The sequence below is a fragment of the Serratia sp. HRI genome, assembly GCF_010119335.3.
GTDB lineage: Bacteria > Pseudomonadota > Gammaproteobacteria > Enterobacterales > Enterobacteriaceae > Serratia > Serratia nevei.
Genome location: NZ_CP083690.1, coordinates 3339586 through 3354358 on the forward strand (window position 1 = coordinate 3339586; position 14773 = coordinate 3354358).

Sequence of the window (14773 nt, forward strand, 5' to 3'; positions counted from 1 at the left end):
AATCGAATGATGTTGGAAAGAGGCGGGGATGAAATTCTGAGCGCGGATCAACACTTGATAACATACTGGTTACATTTGTGTGATCGCAATAACGTTTGGCGTTTTGGGGGAATTGCCAAACAATCGCGGGGCGACTAGCGCCCCGGATAACAGATTGTGGTTATTTATTCGCCAGGCGATCGTTGCGGCGATTGACCCAGGCGTTGATCAGCAAGGTAAGCGTCAGGATGCTTGCCACCACGCCGAGCGACACGCCGATCGGGATGTGGAAGAAGTCGATAATCAGCATCTTGATGCCGATAAACACCAGGATCACCGACAGGCCATATTTCAGCATCGAGAAACGCTCCGCTACGTTGGCCAGCAGGAAGTACATGGCGCGCAGACCCATGATGGCGAACAGGTTGGAGGTCAGGACGATGAACGGATCGGTAGTCACGGCGAAGATCGCCGGAATGCTGTCCACTGCGAAGATCACGTCGCTCAGTTCGACCAGGATCAGCACCAGCACCAGCGGGGTGGCGAACAGGATGCCGTTGCGGCGCACGAAAAAGCGCTCGCCTTCCAGGCTGTCGGTCATGCGCAGGTGGCTGCGCAGCCATTTCACCAGCGGCTTGTCGCCGATCGCCGAGTCATCTTCCTTCGCCAGCGCCATCTTGATACCGGTGAACAGCAGGAAGGCGCCGAACAGATACAGCAGCCACTGGAACTGGCTGACCAGCCAGCTGCCGGCGAAGATCATGATGGTACGCAGCACGATCGCCCCTAGCACACCGTAGATCAGCACCCGCCGCTGCAGGTTGGCCGGCACGGCGAAGTAGCTGAACAGCATCAGCCAGACGAACACGTTATCCACCGCCAACGCTTTTTCGATCAGGTAGCCGGTCAGGAAGGCCAGCGCTTGGGTATCGGCGACGGCGCGCCCGGCGGTTTCATTCAGGTAGTACCAGAAACCGAAATTGAACAGCAGGGAGAGGCTGACCCACACCAGCGACCAGCTGGCGGCCTGCTTCAGGGTCATGGTGTGCGCGCCTTTACGGCCCTGCAACAGGAGGTCGATTGCGAGCATCACGACGATGACGGCGGCGAAGCTGCCCCATAACCACGGTGTGCCAACGGAATTCATCATCAGAGGTATCCTTCAAAAACAAAAACGGCCAACGTCGGAAGACGCCAGCCGCTCTGTGAACGCTGCAAGCAAACCTCGCCTTCCGGCAAGGTCTCACTTACAACGTTGATGAAGGTGGTTACACCTTTGACATCAGGTTGCCCGGTAACCGGATGCTTGCGCATCGTAATGACGATTGACCGGCAATGAAGTTACTCCCCTTTGCAGAGCAGAAAGTAATGCAAAATGTGTCGGCGGTCAACGTGAATCGCGTTAGCCGGCCATCGCTTTTTGCGCGCCGAGGCTGACGACGAATCCCTGCAGCAGCAGACGGCTGAACGGCGTGTCGCTAACCTGTTGTTGTTGCTGTTGATAGCGGGCTTGCTGCTCGGGATGCAGTTCGCCGAGCCACTGCAGATACTGGCTCATCACCGCGCCGTTGAATTCCGGATGGAACTGGGTGGTCAGGGCGTGATCGCCATAGCGCAGGATCTGGTGCGCGTCCTGCTGCGAACGCGCCAGCGTCTGCGCGCCGGCGGGCGGCGTCAGCACGCTCTGCGAATGGATAAGGTTGGCCTTGAAACGCGGCGGCAGCAGGGTGAGCCGCCGGTCTTCGGCCGCGGCGGGCAGCAGTTCGATCTCCAGCGTACCGACCTCCATACCCTGCGGGTGATAGCCCACTTCGCCGCCGAGCGCGTAGGCCAACAGCTGGTGGCCGTAGCAGACGCCGAACAGCGGCAGTTTGAGCGCCATCGCCTGACGCAGCCATTCGGCGGCTTCCTCGCTCCACGGCAGCTGTTCGGTCACCATCGCCGGTGAGCCGGTAATGACAACGCCGCAATAGGCGGCCGGCGGCAACGGCCGTTCGCCGGCGGGCAGATGCACGATGTGCGCGCGTTCGGCGTCGATATTGCCCTGTTGCAGGAACATACCTTCAAAATTGGCCAGTTCCTGGCGAATGGCCTGTGGCGCGTCGCCGGTTTGCATCACGAGCAGCGGTTTCATCTCATTCTCCGTCGGCGGGGAAGACGACGCCGGTCTGGCGGCGGATGTCGGTCAGCAGGCGGGCGACGATCAGCGAATTCTCCAGCCCCGGGTGTTCCACCTGATGCTTCTCAATCAGCTCGGCGAAGGTCAGCGCTTCATACAGCATGGTATTGATGTGCTGTGTCTGGCTCAGATCCTGGCGGTTGCCGCCTCGCGGCGTCAGCGCCACGCCCTGACACTCGGAAATCTTGTCGATAATCAGCGTGCCTTCTTCCCCCTGGATCTCGCTGGGGATCGCCGAGTCGCTGACCTTGGAATGGGAAAGCGTGACGTCGAAATCGCCGTAGTTCAGGCAGACGGTGCCGTGGGCGTCCACGCCGGTATCCAGCAGCGTGGCGCTGGCCAGCACCGACTGCGGCGCGCCGAACAGCGCTACCGCGCTGGCCAGGCAGTAGTAGCCGATGTCCATGATCGAGCCGTTGGAGAACTGGGGGTTAAAGGTGTTGGGGTTCTCGCCGGCGAGATAGCGCGGATAGCGCGAAGAGTATTGGCAATAGTTGATAAAGGCTTTACGCAGCCGGCCGACTTTCGGCAATGCCTGCTGCAGCGCCAGGAAATTCGGCAAGTAGGCGCTTTTGAACGCTTCGAACAGCACCACCTGATTTTCCCGCGCGCAGGCTACCAGCTGTTCCGCTTCGCGCTGGTTGGAGGCCAGCGGCTTTTCGCAGATCACGTGCTTTTTATGGCGCAGGAACAGTAGCGATTGCGGGCAGTGCAGGGAATTGGGGCTGGCGATATACACCGCGTCTATGGCGTCGGACTGCGCCATCGCCTCGAGCGAGTCGAAAAACTGCGTGACCTGATAGTTGGCGCCAAACGCCTGCGCCTGTTCCAGCGAGCGTGAGTACACGGCGCTCAGCTTGAGTTTGCCGCTTTCATGGGCGGCATCAATAAAACGTTCCGTAATCCAGTTGGTGCCGACGACGGCAAAACGAATCATGGCGAGCTCCGGTCCAGGCTTAAAACCGCAGATTATCACGGCCTCACTCGCTATGCATACAGCTCGCCGAACAGCGAAAGGTGCGTCAGATACAGCCGGGTATCGAACTCCAGCTGGTGGTAATCCGGCTCCATATGGCAGCACAGGCTGTAGAACGCCTTGTTGTGATCTTTCTCTTTCAGGTGCGCCAGCTCATGCACCACGATCATCCGCAGGAAGGGTTCGGGCGCGACCTTGAACACCGTCGCCACGCGGATTTCCGCCTTGGCCTTCAGCTTGCCGCCCTGCACGCGCGAGATGGCGGTGTGCAGGCCCAGCGCGTGCTTCATGACGTGGATCTTGCTGTCGTAGGCCACCTTGCTCAGCGGCTGGGCGTTGCGCAGATACTGGTTTTTCAGATCGACGGTAAACTGATACAGCGACTTGTCGGTAGTACAGTCGTGCACCTGCGGATAGCGCTGCAGCAGCACGTCTCCCAGCCGGTTCTGATGGATCAGTTGCTGCACCTGGCTTTGCAGATGCGTTGGGTAGCCTTGCAGGTAGGTCAATTCAGACATTCTTGTTCCGTATCAACGGCCATTCAGCCGGTCATTCTATGCTGTTTTTTCGCCCAAATCCTGGCATACGCAATTTATCCGAAAAAACATTTTACTGACGGGCGTTTTTAGGGGATAAACAGCCCAAATTTTATCAGTCAGGAGGGGCAATGAGCCAACTCGATCTGGGAACACAGCAACTTGAGCTGGAGCGTTATCCCCAACAGGAAGAATCCACCCAACTGCAGGCGTGGGAAGCAGCGGACGAATATCTGCTGCAACAGCTTGAAAACGTAGATATCGGCGGCCGTCCGGTGCTGATTTTCAACGATAACTTCGGCACCCTGGCCTGTGCGCTGCACGCGCATCGCCCTTACAGCGTCAGCGACTCGTACATGAGCCAGCTGGCGACGCGCCACAACCTGAAGCTCAACGGTCTGGATCCCGAGCAGGTCACGCTGTTGGACAGCCTGGCCGAGCTGCCGGCGGCGCCGGCGGTGGTGTTGATTCGCGTACCGAAAGCGCTGGCGCTGCTGGAACAGCAGCTGCGCGCGCTGCGCCACGTTGTGACCGAAGACACGCTGATCGTCGCCGGCGCCAAAGCGCGCGACGTGCATACCTCGACGATGCAGCTGTTTGAAAAGGTACTGGGCCCGACGCGCACCAGCCTGGCGTGGAAGAAAGCGCGCCTGATCTTCTGTCAGGCGGCGGACATCGTCCCACCGGCGGCAGCGGAAACCACCGACTGGACGCTGGACGGCACCGATTGGCTTATCCATAACCACGCCAACGTCTTCTCGCGCGGCAGCCTGGATATCGGCGCGCGCCTGTTTATGGATCATCTGCCGCGTGGCCTGAACGGCCATATCGTCGATCTGGGCTGCGGCAACGGCGTGATTGGCCTGACGGCGCTGGCGCAAAACCCGGAAGCGCAGGTGACCTTCGTCGATGAATCTTACATGGCGGTGGCCTCCAGCGAGCTGAACGTGGAGCACAACCTGCCGCAAGAGCTGGATCGTTGCCAGTTTGAGGTGAACAACGCGCTGGCGGGCATCGAGCGCGAAAGCGTGCAGGCGGTGCTGTGTAACCCGCCGTTCCACCAGCAGCACGCCATTACCGATCACACCGCCTGGCAGATGTTCTGCGACGCCAAGCGCTGCCTACAGGTGGGCGGCGAGTTACGCATCGTCGGCAACCGCCACCTCGACTATCACCAGAAGCTCAAGCGTCTGTTCGGCAACTGCACGCTGGTAGCCTCGAACAAGAAGTTCGTGATCTTGAGAGCGGTGAAATCCGGCGCGCGCCGCTGAGCGTGATGACCAAGGGGCGCTGTGCGCCCCTTTTTTACAGCGCCATCGCCAGCCGCGTACCCTGATCGATCGCGCGGCGAGCGTCCAGCTCGGCGGCCACGTCGGCGCCGCCGATCAGATGCACGGTTTTCCCCATCGCCAGCAGCGGCTGCTGCAGCTCGCGGCGCGGTTCCTGCCCGGCGCAGATGACCACCGTGTCTACCGGCAGACAGCTGTCCTGCTCGGCGCGGGTGATGTGCAGTCCTTCGTCGTCGATCAGCCGATAGCTGACGCTGTTGAGCATTTTCACGCCGCGCATCGTCAGGCTGGCGCGGTGGATCCAACCGGTGGTTTTCCCCAGGCCTTCGCCCACCTTGCTGGTTTTGCGCTGTAACAGATAGATTTGCCGCGCGGCGCGCGGTGCCTGCGGCCCTTGCGCCGCCAGCCCGCCGCGCAGCTCAAGGCGGCCGTCGATGCCCCATTCGCGGTTGAATTCCGCCTGATCCAGGCTGCTGGACACGCCGTGCTGGCTGAGGTACTCGGCGGTGTCGAAGCCGATGCCGCCGGCGCCGACGATCGCCACCCGCTGGCCGACCGGTTTTTTATCGCGCAGCACGTCCAGATAGCTCAGCACCTTGGCGTGGCCGATGCCGGGGATGTCCGGGGTACGCGGCACGATGCCGCAGGCGAGGATCACTTCGTCGAATTCGCTTAAATCCGCCGCCTCGACCTTGACGCCCAGCCTGACCGTCACTTCGCGCAGCGCCAGCTGGCGGCGGAAGTAACGCAGGGTTTCATGGAATTCTTCCTTGCCGGGGATCTGCTTGGCGATGTTGAATTGGCCGCCGATCTGATCGGCGGCGTCGAACAGCGTCACCTGATGGCCGCGGCTGGCGGCGGTGGTGGCAAAGGCCAGCCCGGCGGGGCCGGCGCCGATCACCGCCAGCTTTTTCGGTTTCTCCGCCATGGTCAACGGCATTTCGGTTTCGCGGCAGGCGCGCGGGTTGACCAGGCAAGACGTCAGCTTGCCTTCAAAAATCTGGTCGAGACAGGCCTGGTTGCAACCGATACAGGTATTGATCTCGTCGGCGCGTCCCTCGGCGGCTTTCTGCACAAAGGCGGCGTCGGCGAGGAACGGGCGCGCCATCGACACCATGTCGGCGCAGCCGTCCGCCAGCACCTGCTCGGCCACCGCCGGATCGTTGATGCGGTTGGTGGTGATCAGCGGAATACCCACCTTGCCCATCAGCTTGCGGGTCACCCAGCTGAACCCGGCGCGCGGCACCATGGTGGCGATGGTCGGGATGCGTGCCTCGTGCCAGCCGATGCCGGTATTGATGATCGTGGCGCCCGCCTGTTCGACCGCCAGCGCCAGCTGTTCAATCTCCTGCCAGCTGGAGCCGTCTTCCACCAGATCGAGCATCGACAGCCGGTAGATCAGAATGAATTCTGCGCCTACCGCCTGGCGTACCGCCCGTACGATCTCGACGGCGAAGCGCATGCGGTTGGTGAAGCTGCCGCCCCAGCGATCGTCGCGCTGGTTGGTGCGCGCCGCCAAAAATTGGTTGATCAGGTAGCCTTCGGAACCCATCACCTCAACGCCGTCGTAGCCGGCCTGTTGCGCCAGCGCCGCGCAGCGGGCGAAGTCGGCGATGGTCTGCTCGATCTCCGCTTCACTCAGCGCGCTTGGTGCGAAGGGATTGATCGGCGCCTGCAGCGCGGAAGGGCCCACCGGGTGTGGCTGATAGCTGTAGCGGCCGGCATGCAGGATCTGCAGCGCTATCTTGCCGCCCGCGCGATGAACGGCCTCGGTGACCGGCCGATGGTGAGGCAGCTGCGCCTCGCTGTTAAGGGTGGAACCGCCGCGATACACCACGCCTTTGTCGTTGGGCGCGATGCCGCCGGTGACGATCAGGGCCACGCCGGCGGCGGCGCGCTCGGCATAGAACGCGGCCAGGCGTTGCGGGCCGTCAGGCAGCTCTTCCAGGCCGGTATGCATCGATCCCATCAGCACCCGGTTTTTCAGGGTGGTGAAGCCGAGATCCAGCGGCGCCAGCAGGTGAGGATAATTGCTCATTGCACTCTCCATCGTTCATCCCCCGCCTCTTTCAACCTGCAGCGTTGTTGCCTGCGTTCGCTCGCCCCAGTCACTTACTTGAGTAAGCTCCTGGGAACGCCCGAACTTGCCGCCTAGCTGCAGGTTGAAAGCGATTGGGGATGAGCATCTGTTATTATTATGTGAACACAAGTGGTCGGATGAGATAAATCTAGCCGTTGTCGCGCCGCTTGGGAATCTGCGTTGTGCCGAATGTGATAGACGTCATGAATCTCAGGCACCGTTTGCATAACGAACAAAAGATCGGTTAACCTTTGCGCGTTGTAAATTCCTTCTCTCTGCGGAGCCATAACCGAAAATGAACAACCACACCTGTTGATATCGGGTCCCACGCTGTGCGCTCCCGCGCCCTGTGGGGATGTTTTGATCTCATTCAGGAGTGCTTATGGCTCATTTTGCGCAGTCCCCTTATTTCGTTTTACATCAACTGACCTGCCAATTTGCTGACGGCGAAACGCTGTTCGGCCCGCTGGATCTCGCTTTCGATCGGTCGCGCTGTGGCCTGGTGGGGCGCAACGGCGTCGGCAAAACCCAGCTGTTGCGCCTGATCGCCGGGCGGGATCGGCCGGGCATCGGGCACGTCGAATCCCATGCCGTATTGGCTTACGTTGCGCAGCAGCCGGAGAGCGCGGTGAACACCACGCTGGCGCAGCTGCTGGGCTACGGCGAGGTCTTCGCCGCGCTGGCGCGCATCGAGCAGGGGCGGCCGTTGGCGGACGACATCGAACGTCTGGAAGGGCGCTGGGATCTCAACGATCGCCTGCAAAGCGCCTTTGCCGCCGCCGGGTTGCCGGCCTTCGAGCCGCTGCGAGTCGCAAGCTCACTGAGCGGCGGCGAACGGATGCGTGCGGCGCTGTGCGGCGCTTTTCTGGGGGAGGCGGATTATCTGCTGCTGGACGAACCGACCAACCACCTCGACAGCGCCGGGCGCGCCTGGCTGTATCAGCAGCTGGATCAGTGGCACGGCGGGCTGCTGATCGCCAGCCATGACCGGCAGCTGCTGGGGCGTATGGAGCGCATCGTCGAACTGACGCCCGGCGCGCTGCGCAGCTACGGCGGCAACTACGACGACTACCGGCGCCAGCGCGACACGGAGCTGCAGGCGGCGCGCGCCGATCTGGAACATGCGCGCGAGGAGCGCCGCCGCACCCGGGCCCGTCAGCAGAAAGAGCACGACATGAGCCAGCGGCGCTCGGCGCAAACGCTGCGCGTCGTCGATACGCTGAACATCGCCTCCTTCGAACGGGTGGCCTACAAATCGGCGGCGAAGGAGAGCCTCGGCACGCTGCGCAAACAGCATCAGGATCAGCGCGCCAGCCTCGATGCGGCGGTGCGCGAGGCCTATCAGAGGGTGGAGGACGAGCAACCGGTGTTGCTGGCACTGCCGGGCAGCGAAGTGAGCGCGAACAAGCAGGTGCTGGTGCTCGAGCAGCTGCAGCTGCCGTTCGTCAGCGCGCCGCCGCTGGATCTGCGTATCGACGGCCCGATGCGCGTGGCGTTGACCGGCCCCAACGGCTGCGGCAAATCCACCTTGCTGAAAACCGTTCTCGGTCAGCTGACGGCGCTTTCCGGCCATTGTCATTGCCCGCTGTCGACGGCCTACCTCGATCAAACTCTGTCGCAGCTCGACCCGAGCCTATCGGTGATGGACCATCTGGGGCTGCAGGATTCGCCGCTGGCGGAAGGCGCGTTGCGCACCCGGCTGGCGCAGCTGCAGCTTGGCGCGGATCGCATCGCGCTGCCGCTGGGCTCGCTGAGCGGCGGCGAACGGCTCAAGGCGGCGCTGGCCTGCGCGCTGTGGCGGCGACAACCGGCGCAGCTGCTGTTGCTGGACGAACCGACCAACCACCTGGATCTGGCGTCGTCGCTGGCGATCGAAACTGCCCTGGCGGATTTCCCCGGCGCGATGCTGGTGGTATCGCACGACGAAGACTTCCTGCAGGCGCTGCGGCCGACGCACCGCCTGAACCGGCAGGCGGACGGCTGGCGGCTTCAGGCCTGGTAACGCGCAAAGGCGGCCCTAGGGGGCCGCCTTTTTCATCTAGGGGCGTTAATGCAGGCCAACAGTTGGGTGAAGGCTGCGGCCATCTGCTCTTCCGGTACGCAGGCAAACCCCATCAGCAGGCCGCGCCGGCGGTTGGGCAGCATGTAGTAGCGCGACAGCGGCCTCACCAGCACCCCCTGCGCGCCGGCGGCGGCGGCGATCGCCACGTCGTCGGCCTCGTCCGGCAGGTTGAGGATCAGGTGCAATCCGGCGTTGCTGTTGAATTCGCTGAGCGCCTGTTTGCCGAGGTGCTGTTCGATCAATCCGGTCAGGAAGGCGCGCCGCCGGGCGTACAGCAACCGCATGCGGCGGATATGCGCGGTGTAGTGTCCTGCCTGAATAAACTCCGCCAGCGCGCTCTGGATCAGCAGGTGCCCGCCGCGGTACAGCTCGGCGTGGGCGGTTTTCAGCGCCTGCACCAGCGGCGGCGGCAACACCACATAGCCGAGGCGCAGCGCCGGGTAGAGCGTTTTGCTGAAGGTGCCGATGTAAATCACCGGCGCGTCGGCCTCCAGCCCTTGCAGCGCCGGGATCGGTTGGCCGGAAAAGCGGAATTCGCTGTCGTAGTCGTCCTCGACGATCCAGCCGCCGGCGTTGCGCGCCAGCGCCAGCAGCCGTTGGCGGCGCGCCAGGCTCATCACCGAGCCGAGCGGATACTGGTGCGACGGGGTCACGAAGATCAGCCGCGGTGGGTTGGTCGGCTGCTCCGGCGGTACCAGCCCGGCTTCGTCCACCGCCAGCGGGCAGATGTTCAGCGCATTGATGCGCAGGATATTGCGGATCCCCCAATAGCCCGGCTCTTCGATCCAGGCGTCATCCCCCGGATTGCACAACATGCGCGTCACCAGATCGATCGCCTGATGGATGCCTTCGGTGATCAGGATCTGTTCCGGCGAGCAGTGCACCGAGCGCGCCACCCGTAAATACTCCACCAACGCATGCTGCAGCTCCGGGCTACCGCCCTGATTGCTGTAGGTCAGCCGTTGCGGCACCGGACGGCGGCTGAGCCTCGCCTGGATCTTGCTGAACAGCTGATGGGGAAAGGCGTTGACGTCGGGCACGCCGGGAATGAATGCCCCCCACTGTTTGGGGCTGGCACTGGCGTGGTGCAGCAGCGTGGCGCCGCGCTCCGACAGTTCGACGCGGTGCGGTTGCCCACTGCCGTCCGCCGGGGCGCCGCCGGTGGAGAGGCAGCTGTCCGGCACCGTGTCGGCGACGAAGGTGCCGCTGCCGGCGCGCGCCGACACGTAACCTTCCGCCAGCAGTTGTTCATAAACGGTTAACACAGTGTTGCGGGATAGGCTGAGCTCCTGCGCCAGATCGCGCGAGGCGGGCAGGCGGCTGGAGGGCGGCAGGCTGCCGTCGAGAATGCTGGTGCGGATCGCGTTGTAAAGCCGCTTGTGCAGCTTGTCATCGGGTTGCTCGCCGAGGCGCTGCAGCAACAGATCACCACTCAATGAGCGCAATTGGATCCCTCAATTATTCGTAACTGGCACTCGATTATAGGGCCACATCCTGTGTAAATAAACGGCATTGTTTCACGAATGTGAACGAAACGTGTAACTGGCACCGACCGGAGAGAACAGCATGAAAAACGCAGAATTGAATCAACGCCGTCAGGACGCCACCCCGCGCGGAGTGGGCGTGATGTGTGGTTTTTACGCCGAGCGCGCAGAGAACGCCACGCTGTGGGATGTGGAAGGCAAAGAAGTGATCGATTTCGCCTCGGGGATCGCCGTGCTGAACACCGGCCACCGCCACCCGAAGGTGATCGCCGCGATTGAAAAGCAGCTGCAGGCCTTCACCCACACCGCCTATCAGATCGTTCCTTACGAAAGCTATGTTTCGTTGGCGGAGCGAATCAACCAGCGCGCGCCGATCGCCGGCCCGTGTAAAACCGCCTTCTTCACCACCGGCGCGGAAGCGGTGGAAAACGCGGTGAAGATCGCCCGCGCTTACACCGGCCGCCCGGGGTTGATCACCTTCGGCGGCGGTTTCCACGGCCGCACCTATATGACCATGGCGCTGACCGGCAAAGTGGCGCCTTACAAACTGGGCTTTGGCCCATTCCCCGGCTCGGTGTTCCACGGCCAGTACCCGAATGCGCTGTACGGCGTGACCACCGAAGACGCGATGAACAGCCTGGATCGCCTGTTTAAAGCGGATATCGATCCCAAGCAGGTGGCGGCGATCGTGCTGGAGCCGGTGCAGGGCGAAGGCGGCTTCAACGTGGCGCCGGCCGAGTTCATGCAGGCGCTGCGCGCGCTGTGCGACCAGCATGGCATCCTGCTGATCGCCGACGAAGTGCAGACCGGCTTCGCCCGTACCGGCAAGCTGTTCGCCATGGAGCACTACAGCGTTAAACCGGATCTGATCACCATGGCGAAAAGCCTGGCGGGCGGCATGCCGCTGTCGGCGGTGGCGGGCCGCGCCGAGGTAATGGACGCGCCGGCGCCGGGCGGGCTGGGCGGTACCTATGCCGGTAACCCGCTGGCGGTGGCTGCGGCGCATGCGGTGCTGGACGTGATCGACGAAGAGCAGCTGTGCCAGCGCGCCCAGCGTTTGGGGCAGCACCTGGTGGAAGTGTTGCAGCAGGCGCGCAAAACCAGCCCGGCGATCGCCGATGTGCGCGCGCAAGGCTCGATGGTGGCGGTGGAGTTCAACGATCCGGCCACCGGCAAACCATCTGCCGATATCACCCGTCAGGTGCAGCAGAAGGCGATGGAAGAAGGGCTGCTGCTGCTGAGCTGCGGCGTGAACGGCAACGTGATTCGCTTCCTGTACCCGCTGACCATCCCGGACGATCAGTTCACCAAGGCGATGGGCATCCTGTCTCGCGCGCTGGCCCACTAAGGAGCGAACGGCATGAAATTGAACAATCCCGAGCTGCTGCGCAGCCAGTGTCTGATCAACGGTGAATGGTGCGATGCCCTGAGCGGCAAGCGCGAAGCGGTGATCAACCCGGCCACCGGCGCCGAACTGGCCAGCATTCCGCTGGTCAGCGAAGAGGAAACCCAGCAGGCGATCGCGGCGGCGCAGCGGGCGCAAAACGAGTGGAAACAGCTGACCGCCAAGCAGCGTTCCGCGCTGCTGTTGGCCTGGGCCGACAAGGTGCTGGCCGCGCAGGAAGATCTGGCGCAGCTGATGACCGCCGAGCAGGGCAAATCGCTGGCGGAAGCGCGCGGCGAAGTGGCGTACGCCGCGTCGTTCATCACCTGGTTCGCCGAAGAGGCCAAGCGGGTGGACGGTGCGGTATTGCAGGCGCCGCAGGCTTCGCAGCGCCTGGTGGTGGTGAAGCAGCCGATCGGCGTGTGCGCGGCCATCACCCCGTGGAATTTCCCGGCGGCGATGATCACCCGCAAGGTGGCGCCGGCGCTGGCGGCGGGTTGCGCCATCATCGTCAAACCGGCTGAGCAAACGCCGTTGACCGCGTTGGCGCTGGCCAAACTGGCGCAGGACGCCGGTATTCCCGCCGGCGTTTTGCAGGTGGTGACCGGGGAAGCGGCGCAGGTGGGCAAGGTGCTGTGCGACAGCCCAGTGGTGCGCAAGCTGAGCTTTACCGGTTCGACCGAGGTCGGCCGCATCCTGATGGCGCAGTGCGCGCCGAGCATCAAGAAACTGTCGCTGGAGCTGGGCGGTAACGCGCCGGTCATCGTGTTCGACGACGCCAATCTGGACGCGGCGGTGGCGGGCATCATGGCCTCCAAGTTCCGCAACAGCGGCCAGACCTGCGTGTGCGCTAACCGCATCTACGTGCAGGACGGCATTTACGAGCGGCTGGCGGAAAAGCTGGTGGCGGCGGTCGAGCAGTTGAAAGTCGGCGACGGCAGCCAAGAAGGCACCACCCAGGGGCCGCTGATCGACAGCGATGCGGTGGCGAAGGTGCAGAGCCATATCGACGACGCGTTGATCAAAGGGGCGCAGATCGCCACCGGTGGCCAGCCGCACGCGCTGGGCGGCACTTTCTTCCAGCCGACGGTGGTGACCGGCGTAACGCAGAAGATGCGCTTTGCCAAAGAAGAGACCTTCGGGCCGGTGGCGCCGCTGTTCCGCTTCCATGACGAGGCGGAGGCCATCGCCATGGCCAACGACACCGAATTCGGCCTGGCCGCCTACCTGTTCACGCAGAACGCCGCGCGCCAGTGGCGGGTGCCGGAGGCGCTGGAGTACGGCATGGTCGGCATCAACACCGGGCTGATTTCCAACGAAGTGGCGCCGTTCGGCGGCGTGAAGCAGTCAGGGCTCGGGCGTGAAGGATCGCGCTACGGGATAGAAGAATATCTGGAGCTGAAATACCTGTGTATCGATGTGAGCTGTTGAGCGTCAGGACGTTAACCCATCCCGGCGGCCAGCGTCGCCGGGCGATAAAGGATGATGCATGTCTGATAATATCTCTGTTTCTCCGGCGCTTGCCGCCGGGGTGCGAGCACCTGCACCCGCCAAATCGTTAAGCTTCCTCGAAGGGGTGGCGATGATCGTCGGCACCAACATCGGCGCCGGGGTGCTCTCCATCGCCTACGCCTCCAGCAAGGCCGGTTTCCTGCCGCTGCTGTTCTGGCTGGTGCTGGTGGGGAGCCTGACCACCATCACTATGCTGTACGTCGCCGAATCCACGCTGCGCACTCGCGCGCATCTGCAGCTGAGCGGGCTGGCGAAGCGCTACGTCGGCGGCCTGGGCGCCTGGCTGATGTTCGCTTCGGTGTGCGTCAACAGCGTCGGGGCGCTTACCGCCTACATGACCGGCAGCGGCAAGCTGCTGCAATCGCTGTTCGGCATCTCGCCGGCGCTGGGCAGCTTGCTGTTCTTCGTGCCCGCCGCCGGCGTGCTGTACCTCGGTTTGAAAGCGATCGGCCGCGGCGAGAAGTTCATCAGCATCGGCATGGTGGTGATGTTGACCGCGCTGGTGGCGGCAACGCTGCTGAAAGACACCACCCAGATGCGCAACCTGCTGGACGGTGACTGGCGCTATATGGTGCCGGTGTTCAACGTGGTGGTGTTCTGCTTCTCGGCGCAGTACATCGTGCCGGAAATGGCGCGCGGCTTTGCCGACAAGCCGGAGCAACTGCCGAAGGCGATCATCGTCGGTATGGTGGTGACCTTCATTTTGCTGGCGGCGGTGCCGATGTCGGTGATCGCGCTCAGCGGGCTGGATGACATCTCCGACGTGGCCACCATCTCCTGGGGCCAGGCGCTGGGGCAGTGGGCGTTCTTCTCCGCCAACATCTTCGCGCTGTGTGCGATGCTGACCTCGTACTGGGGATTGGGCGGCAGCTTCCTGACCAATATTTTCGACAAGTTTCGGCTGGGCAACGACGAGCTGCCGCTGCGCCGCTTCGGTGTGCTGCTGCTGGTGGTAGTGCCGCCGTTCGTGCTGGCCTACAGCGGGCTGGTGTCGTTCGTCAACGCGCTCTACTTCGCCGGGGTGTTCAGCGGGGTGATCCTGTCGATCATGCCGATGCTGATCCTGCGCGGCGCGCGGAAACATGGCGACCAGACCCCGCGCTGGCAGTGCAACTGGATCACGCACCCGCTGCTGCAGGTCAGCATTGTGCTGCTGTACCTGGCCAGCGCGGTGTACGCCATCGCTTCATTGTTAGGCTATCTGCCCTCTGGATGGTGATTTGCCTTCCCTCAAGCAGTGATGTTGTTTCTCGGCATTGAGAACGGCGGCGTCGTGGCCGCCGATTTTTTTC

Annotated in this window: 11 protein-coding genes; 5 read left to right on the top strand and 6 right to left on the bottom strand. The window is 63.1% G+C overall.

Features of this window, described 5'->3' with window-relative positions; all coding sequences use genetic code 11:
• Positions 1-160: 160 nt before the first annotated feature.
• The 4 genes from GF111_RS16045 to GF111_RS16060 form a co-directional block, all read right to left on the bottom strand.
• Entirely contained in the window at positions 161-1129 is a 969-nt protein-coding gene (locus tag GF111_RS16045) for a TerC family protein (RefSeq protein ID WP_038879562.1), read from the bottom strand.
• A 252-nt stretch (positions 1130-1381) separates the two neighbouring features.
• Complete coding sequence (locus GF111_RS16050) at positions 1382-2113, bottom strand: glutamine amidotransferase (RefSeq protein WP_038879559.1); 732 nt, start codon at positions 2111-2113, stop codon at positions 1382-1384.
• A gap of 1 nt (position 2114) precedes the next feature.
• Positions 2115-3095, bottom strand: a complete 981-nt coding sequence (locus GF111_RS16055; protein WP_047729802.1) for a Gfo/Idh/MocA family protein — start codon at positions 3093-3095, stop codon at positions 2115-2117.
• Positions 3096-3145: 50 nt separating this feature from the next.
• The gene (locus GF111_RS16060) at positions 3146-3652 is read right to left on the bottom strand and encodes a M48 family metallopeptidase (RefSeq protein WP_004937154.1); all 507 of its coding nucleotides are present in this window, start codon (positions 3650-3652) and stop codon (positions 3146-3148) included.
• A gap of 149 nt (positions 3653-3801) precedes the next feature.
• Here GF111_RS16060 and rlmG point away from each other — a divergent pair, with 149 nt between their 5' ends.
• Complete coding sequence (gene rlmG, locus GF111_RS16065; RefSeq protein ID WP_048234925.1) at positions 3802-4941, top strand: 23S rRNA (guanine(1835)-N(2))-methyltransferase RlmG; 1140 nt, start codon at positions 3802-3804, stop codon at positions 4939-4941.
• A 34-nt stretch (positions 4942-4975) separates the two neighbouring features.
• Here rlmG and GF111_RS16070 read toward each other — a convergent pair whose 3' ends face one another.
• A complete protein-coding gene (locus GF111_RS16070) occupies positions 4976-6997 on the bottom strand; it encodes an FAD-dependent oxidoreductase (protein WP_147190165.1) in 2022 nt (673 codons plus the stop codon).
• Between the two features lie 424 nt (positions 6998-7421).
• Between GF111_RS16070 and GF111_RS16075 the strand changes: the two genes are divergently transcribed.
• Positions 7422-9041, top strand: coding sequence for an ABC-F family ATP-binding cassette domain-containing protein (locus GF111_RS16075; protein ID WP_038879548.1), 1620 nt, complete (start codon positions 7422-7424; stop codon positions 9039-9041).
• A 32-nt stretch (positions 9042-9073) separates the two neighbouring features.
• On the opposite strand, the gene GF111_RS16080 is transcribed toward GF111_RS16075, so the two are convergent.
• The gene (locus GF111_RS16080) at positions 9074-10546 is read right to left on the bottom strand and encodes a PLP-dependent aminotransferase family protein (protein ID WP_110611937.1); all 1473 of its coding nucleotides are present in this window, start codon (positions 10544-10546) and stop codon (positions 9074-9076) included.
• Between the two features lie 121 nt (positions 10547-10667).
• Here GF111_RS16080 and GF111_RS16085 point away from each other — a divergent pair, with 121 nt between their 5' ends.
• The 3 genes from GF111_RS16085 to GF111_RS16095 are packed head-to-tail and all read left to right on the top strand — an operon-like array spanning position 10668 to position 14700.
• Positions 10668-11933, top strand: coding sequence for a 4-aminobutyrate--2-oxoglutarate transaminase (locus GF111_RS16085; protein ID WP_048234933.1), 1266 nt, complete (start codon positions 10668-10670; stop codon positions 11931-11933).
• A 12-nt stretch (positions 11934-11945) separates the two neighbouring features.
• Positions 11946-13400 (top strand): NAD-dependent succinate-semialdehyde dehydrogenase, encoded by a 1455-nt coding sequence (locus GF111_RS16090; RefSeq protein ID WP_038879538.1) that lies wholly within the window; start codon positions 11946-11948, stop codon positions 13398-13400.
• 58 nt (positions 13401-13458) lie between these two features.
• Positions 13459-14700, top strand: a complete 1242-nt coding sequence (locus GF111_RS16095) for an amino acid permease (protein WP_033639324.1) — start codon at positions 13459-13461, stop codon at positions 14698-14700.
• Positions 14701-14773: the final 73 nt, after the last annotated feature.

Bases quoted from the DNA above. Each gene is read 5' to 3' on its own strand.
- GF111_RS16045 (WP_038879562.1), bottom strand. From the start codon at position 1,129: ATGATGAATTCCGTTGGCACACCGTGGTTATGGGGCAGCTTCGCCGCC.
- GF111_RS16050 (WP_038879559.1), bottom strand. From the start codon at position 2,113: ATGAAACCGCTGCTCGTGATGCAAACCGGCGACGCGCCACAGGCCATT.
- GF111_RS16055 (WP_047729802.1), bottom strand. From the start codon at position 3,095: ATGATTCGTTTTGCCGTCGTCGGCACCAACTGGATTACGGAACGTTTT.
- GF111_RS16060 (WP_004937154.1), bottom strand. From the start codon at position 3,652: ATGTCTGAATTGACCTACCTGCAAGGCTACCCAACGCATCTGCAAAGC.
- rlmG (WP_048234925.1), top strand. From the start codon at position 3,802: ATGAGCCAACTCGATCTGGGAACACAGCAACTTGAGCTGGAGCGTTAT.
- GF111_RS16070 (WP_147190165.1), bottom strand. From the start codon at position 6,997: ATGAGCAATTATCCTCACCTGCTGGCGCCGCTGGATCTCGGCTTCACC.
- GF111_RS16075 (WP_038879548.1), top strand. From the start codon at position 7,422: ATGGCTCATTTTGCGCAGTCCCCTTATTTCGTTTTACATCAACTGACC.
- GF111_RS16085 (WP_048234933.1), top strand. From the start codon at position 10,668: ATGAAAAACGCAGAATTGAATCAACGCCGTCAGGACGCCACCCCGCGC.
- GF111_RS16090 (WP_038879538.1), top strand. From the start codon at position 11,946: ATGAAATTGAACAATCCCGAGCTGCTGCGCAGCCAGTGTCTGATCAAC.
- GF111_RS16095 (WP_033639324.1), top strand. From the start codon at position 13,459: ATGTCTGATAATATCTCTGTTTCTCCGGCGCTTGCCGCCGGGGTGCGA.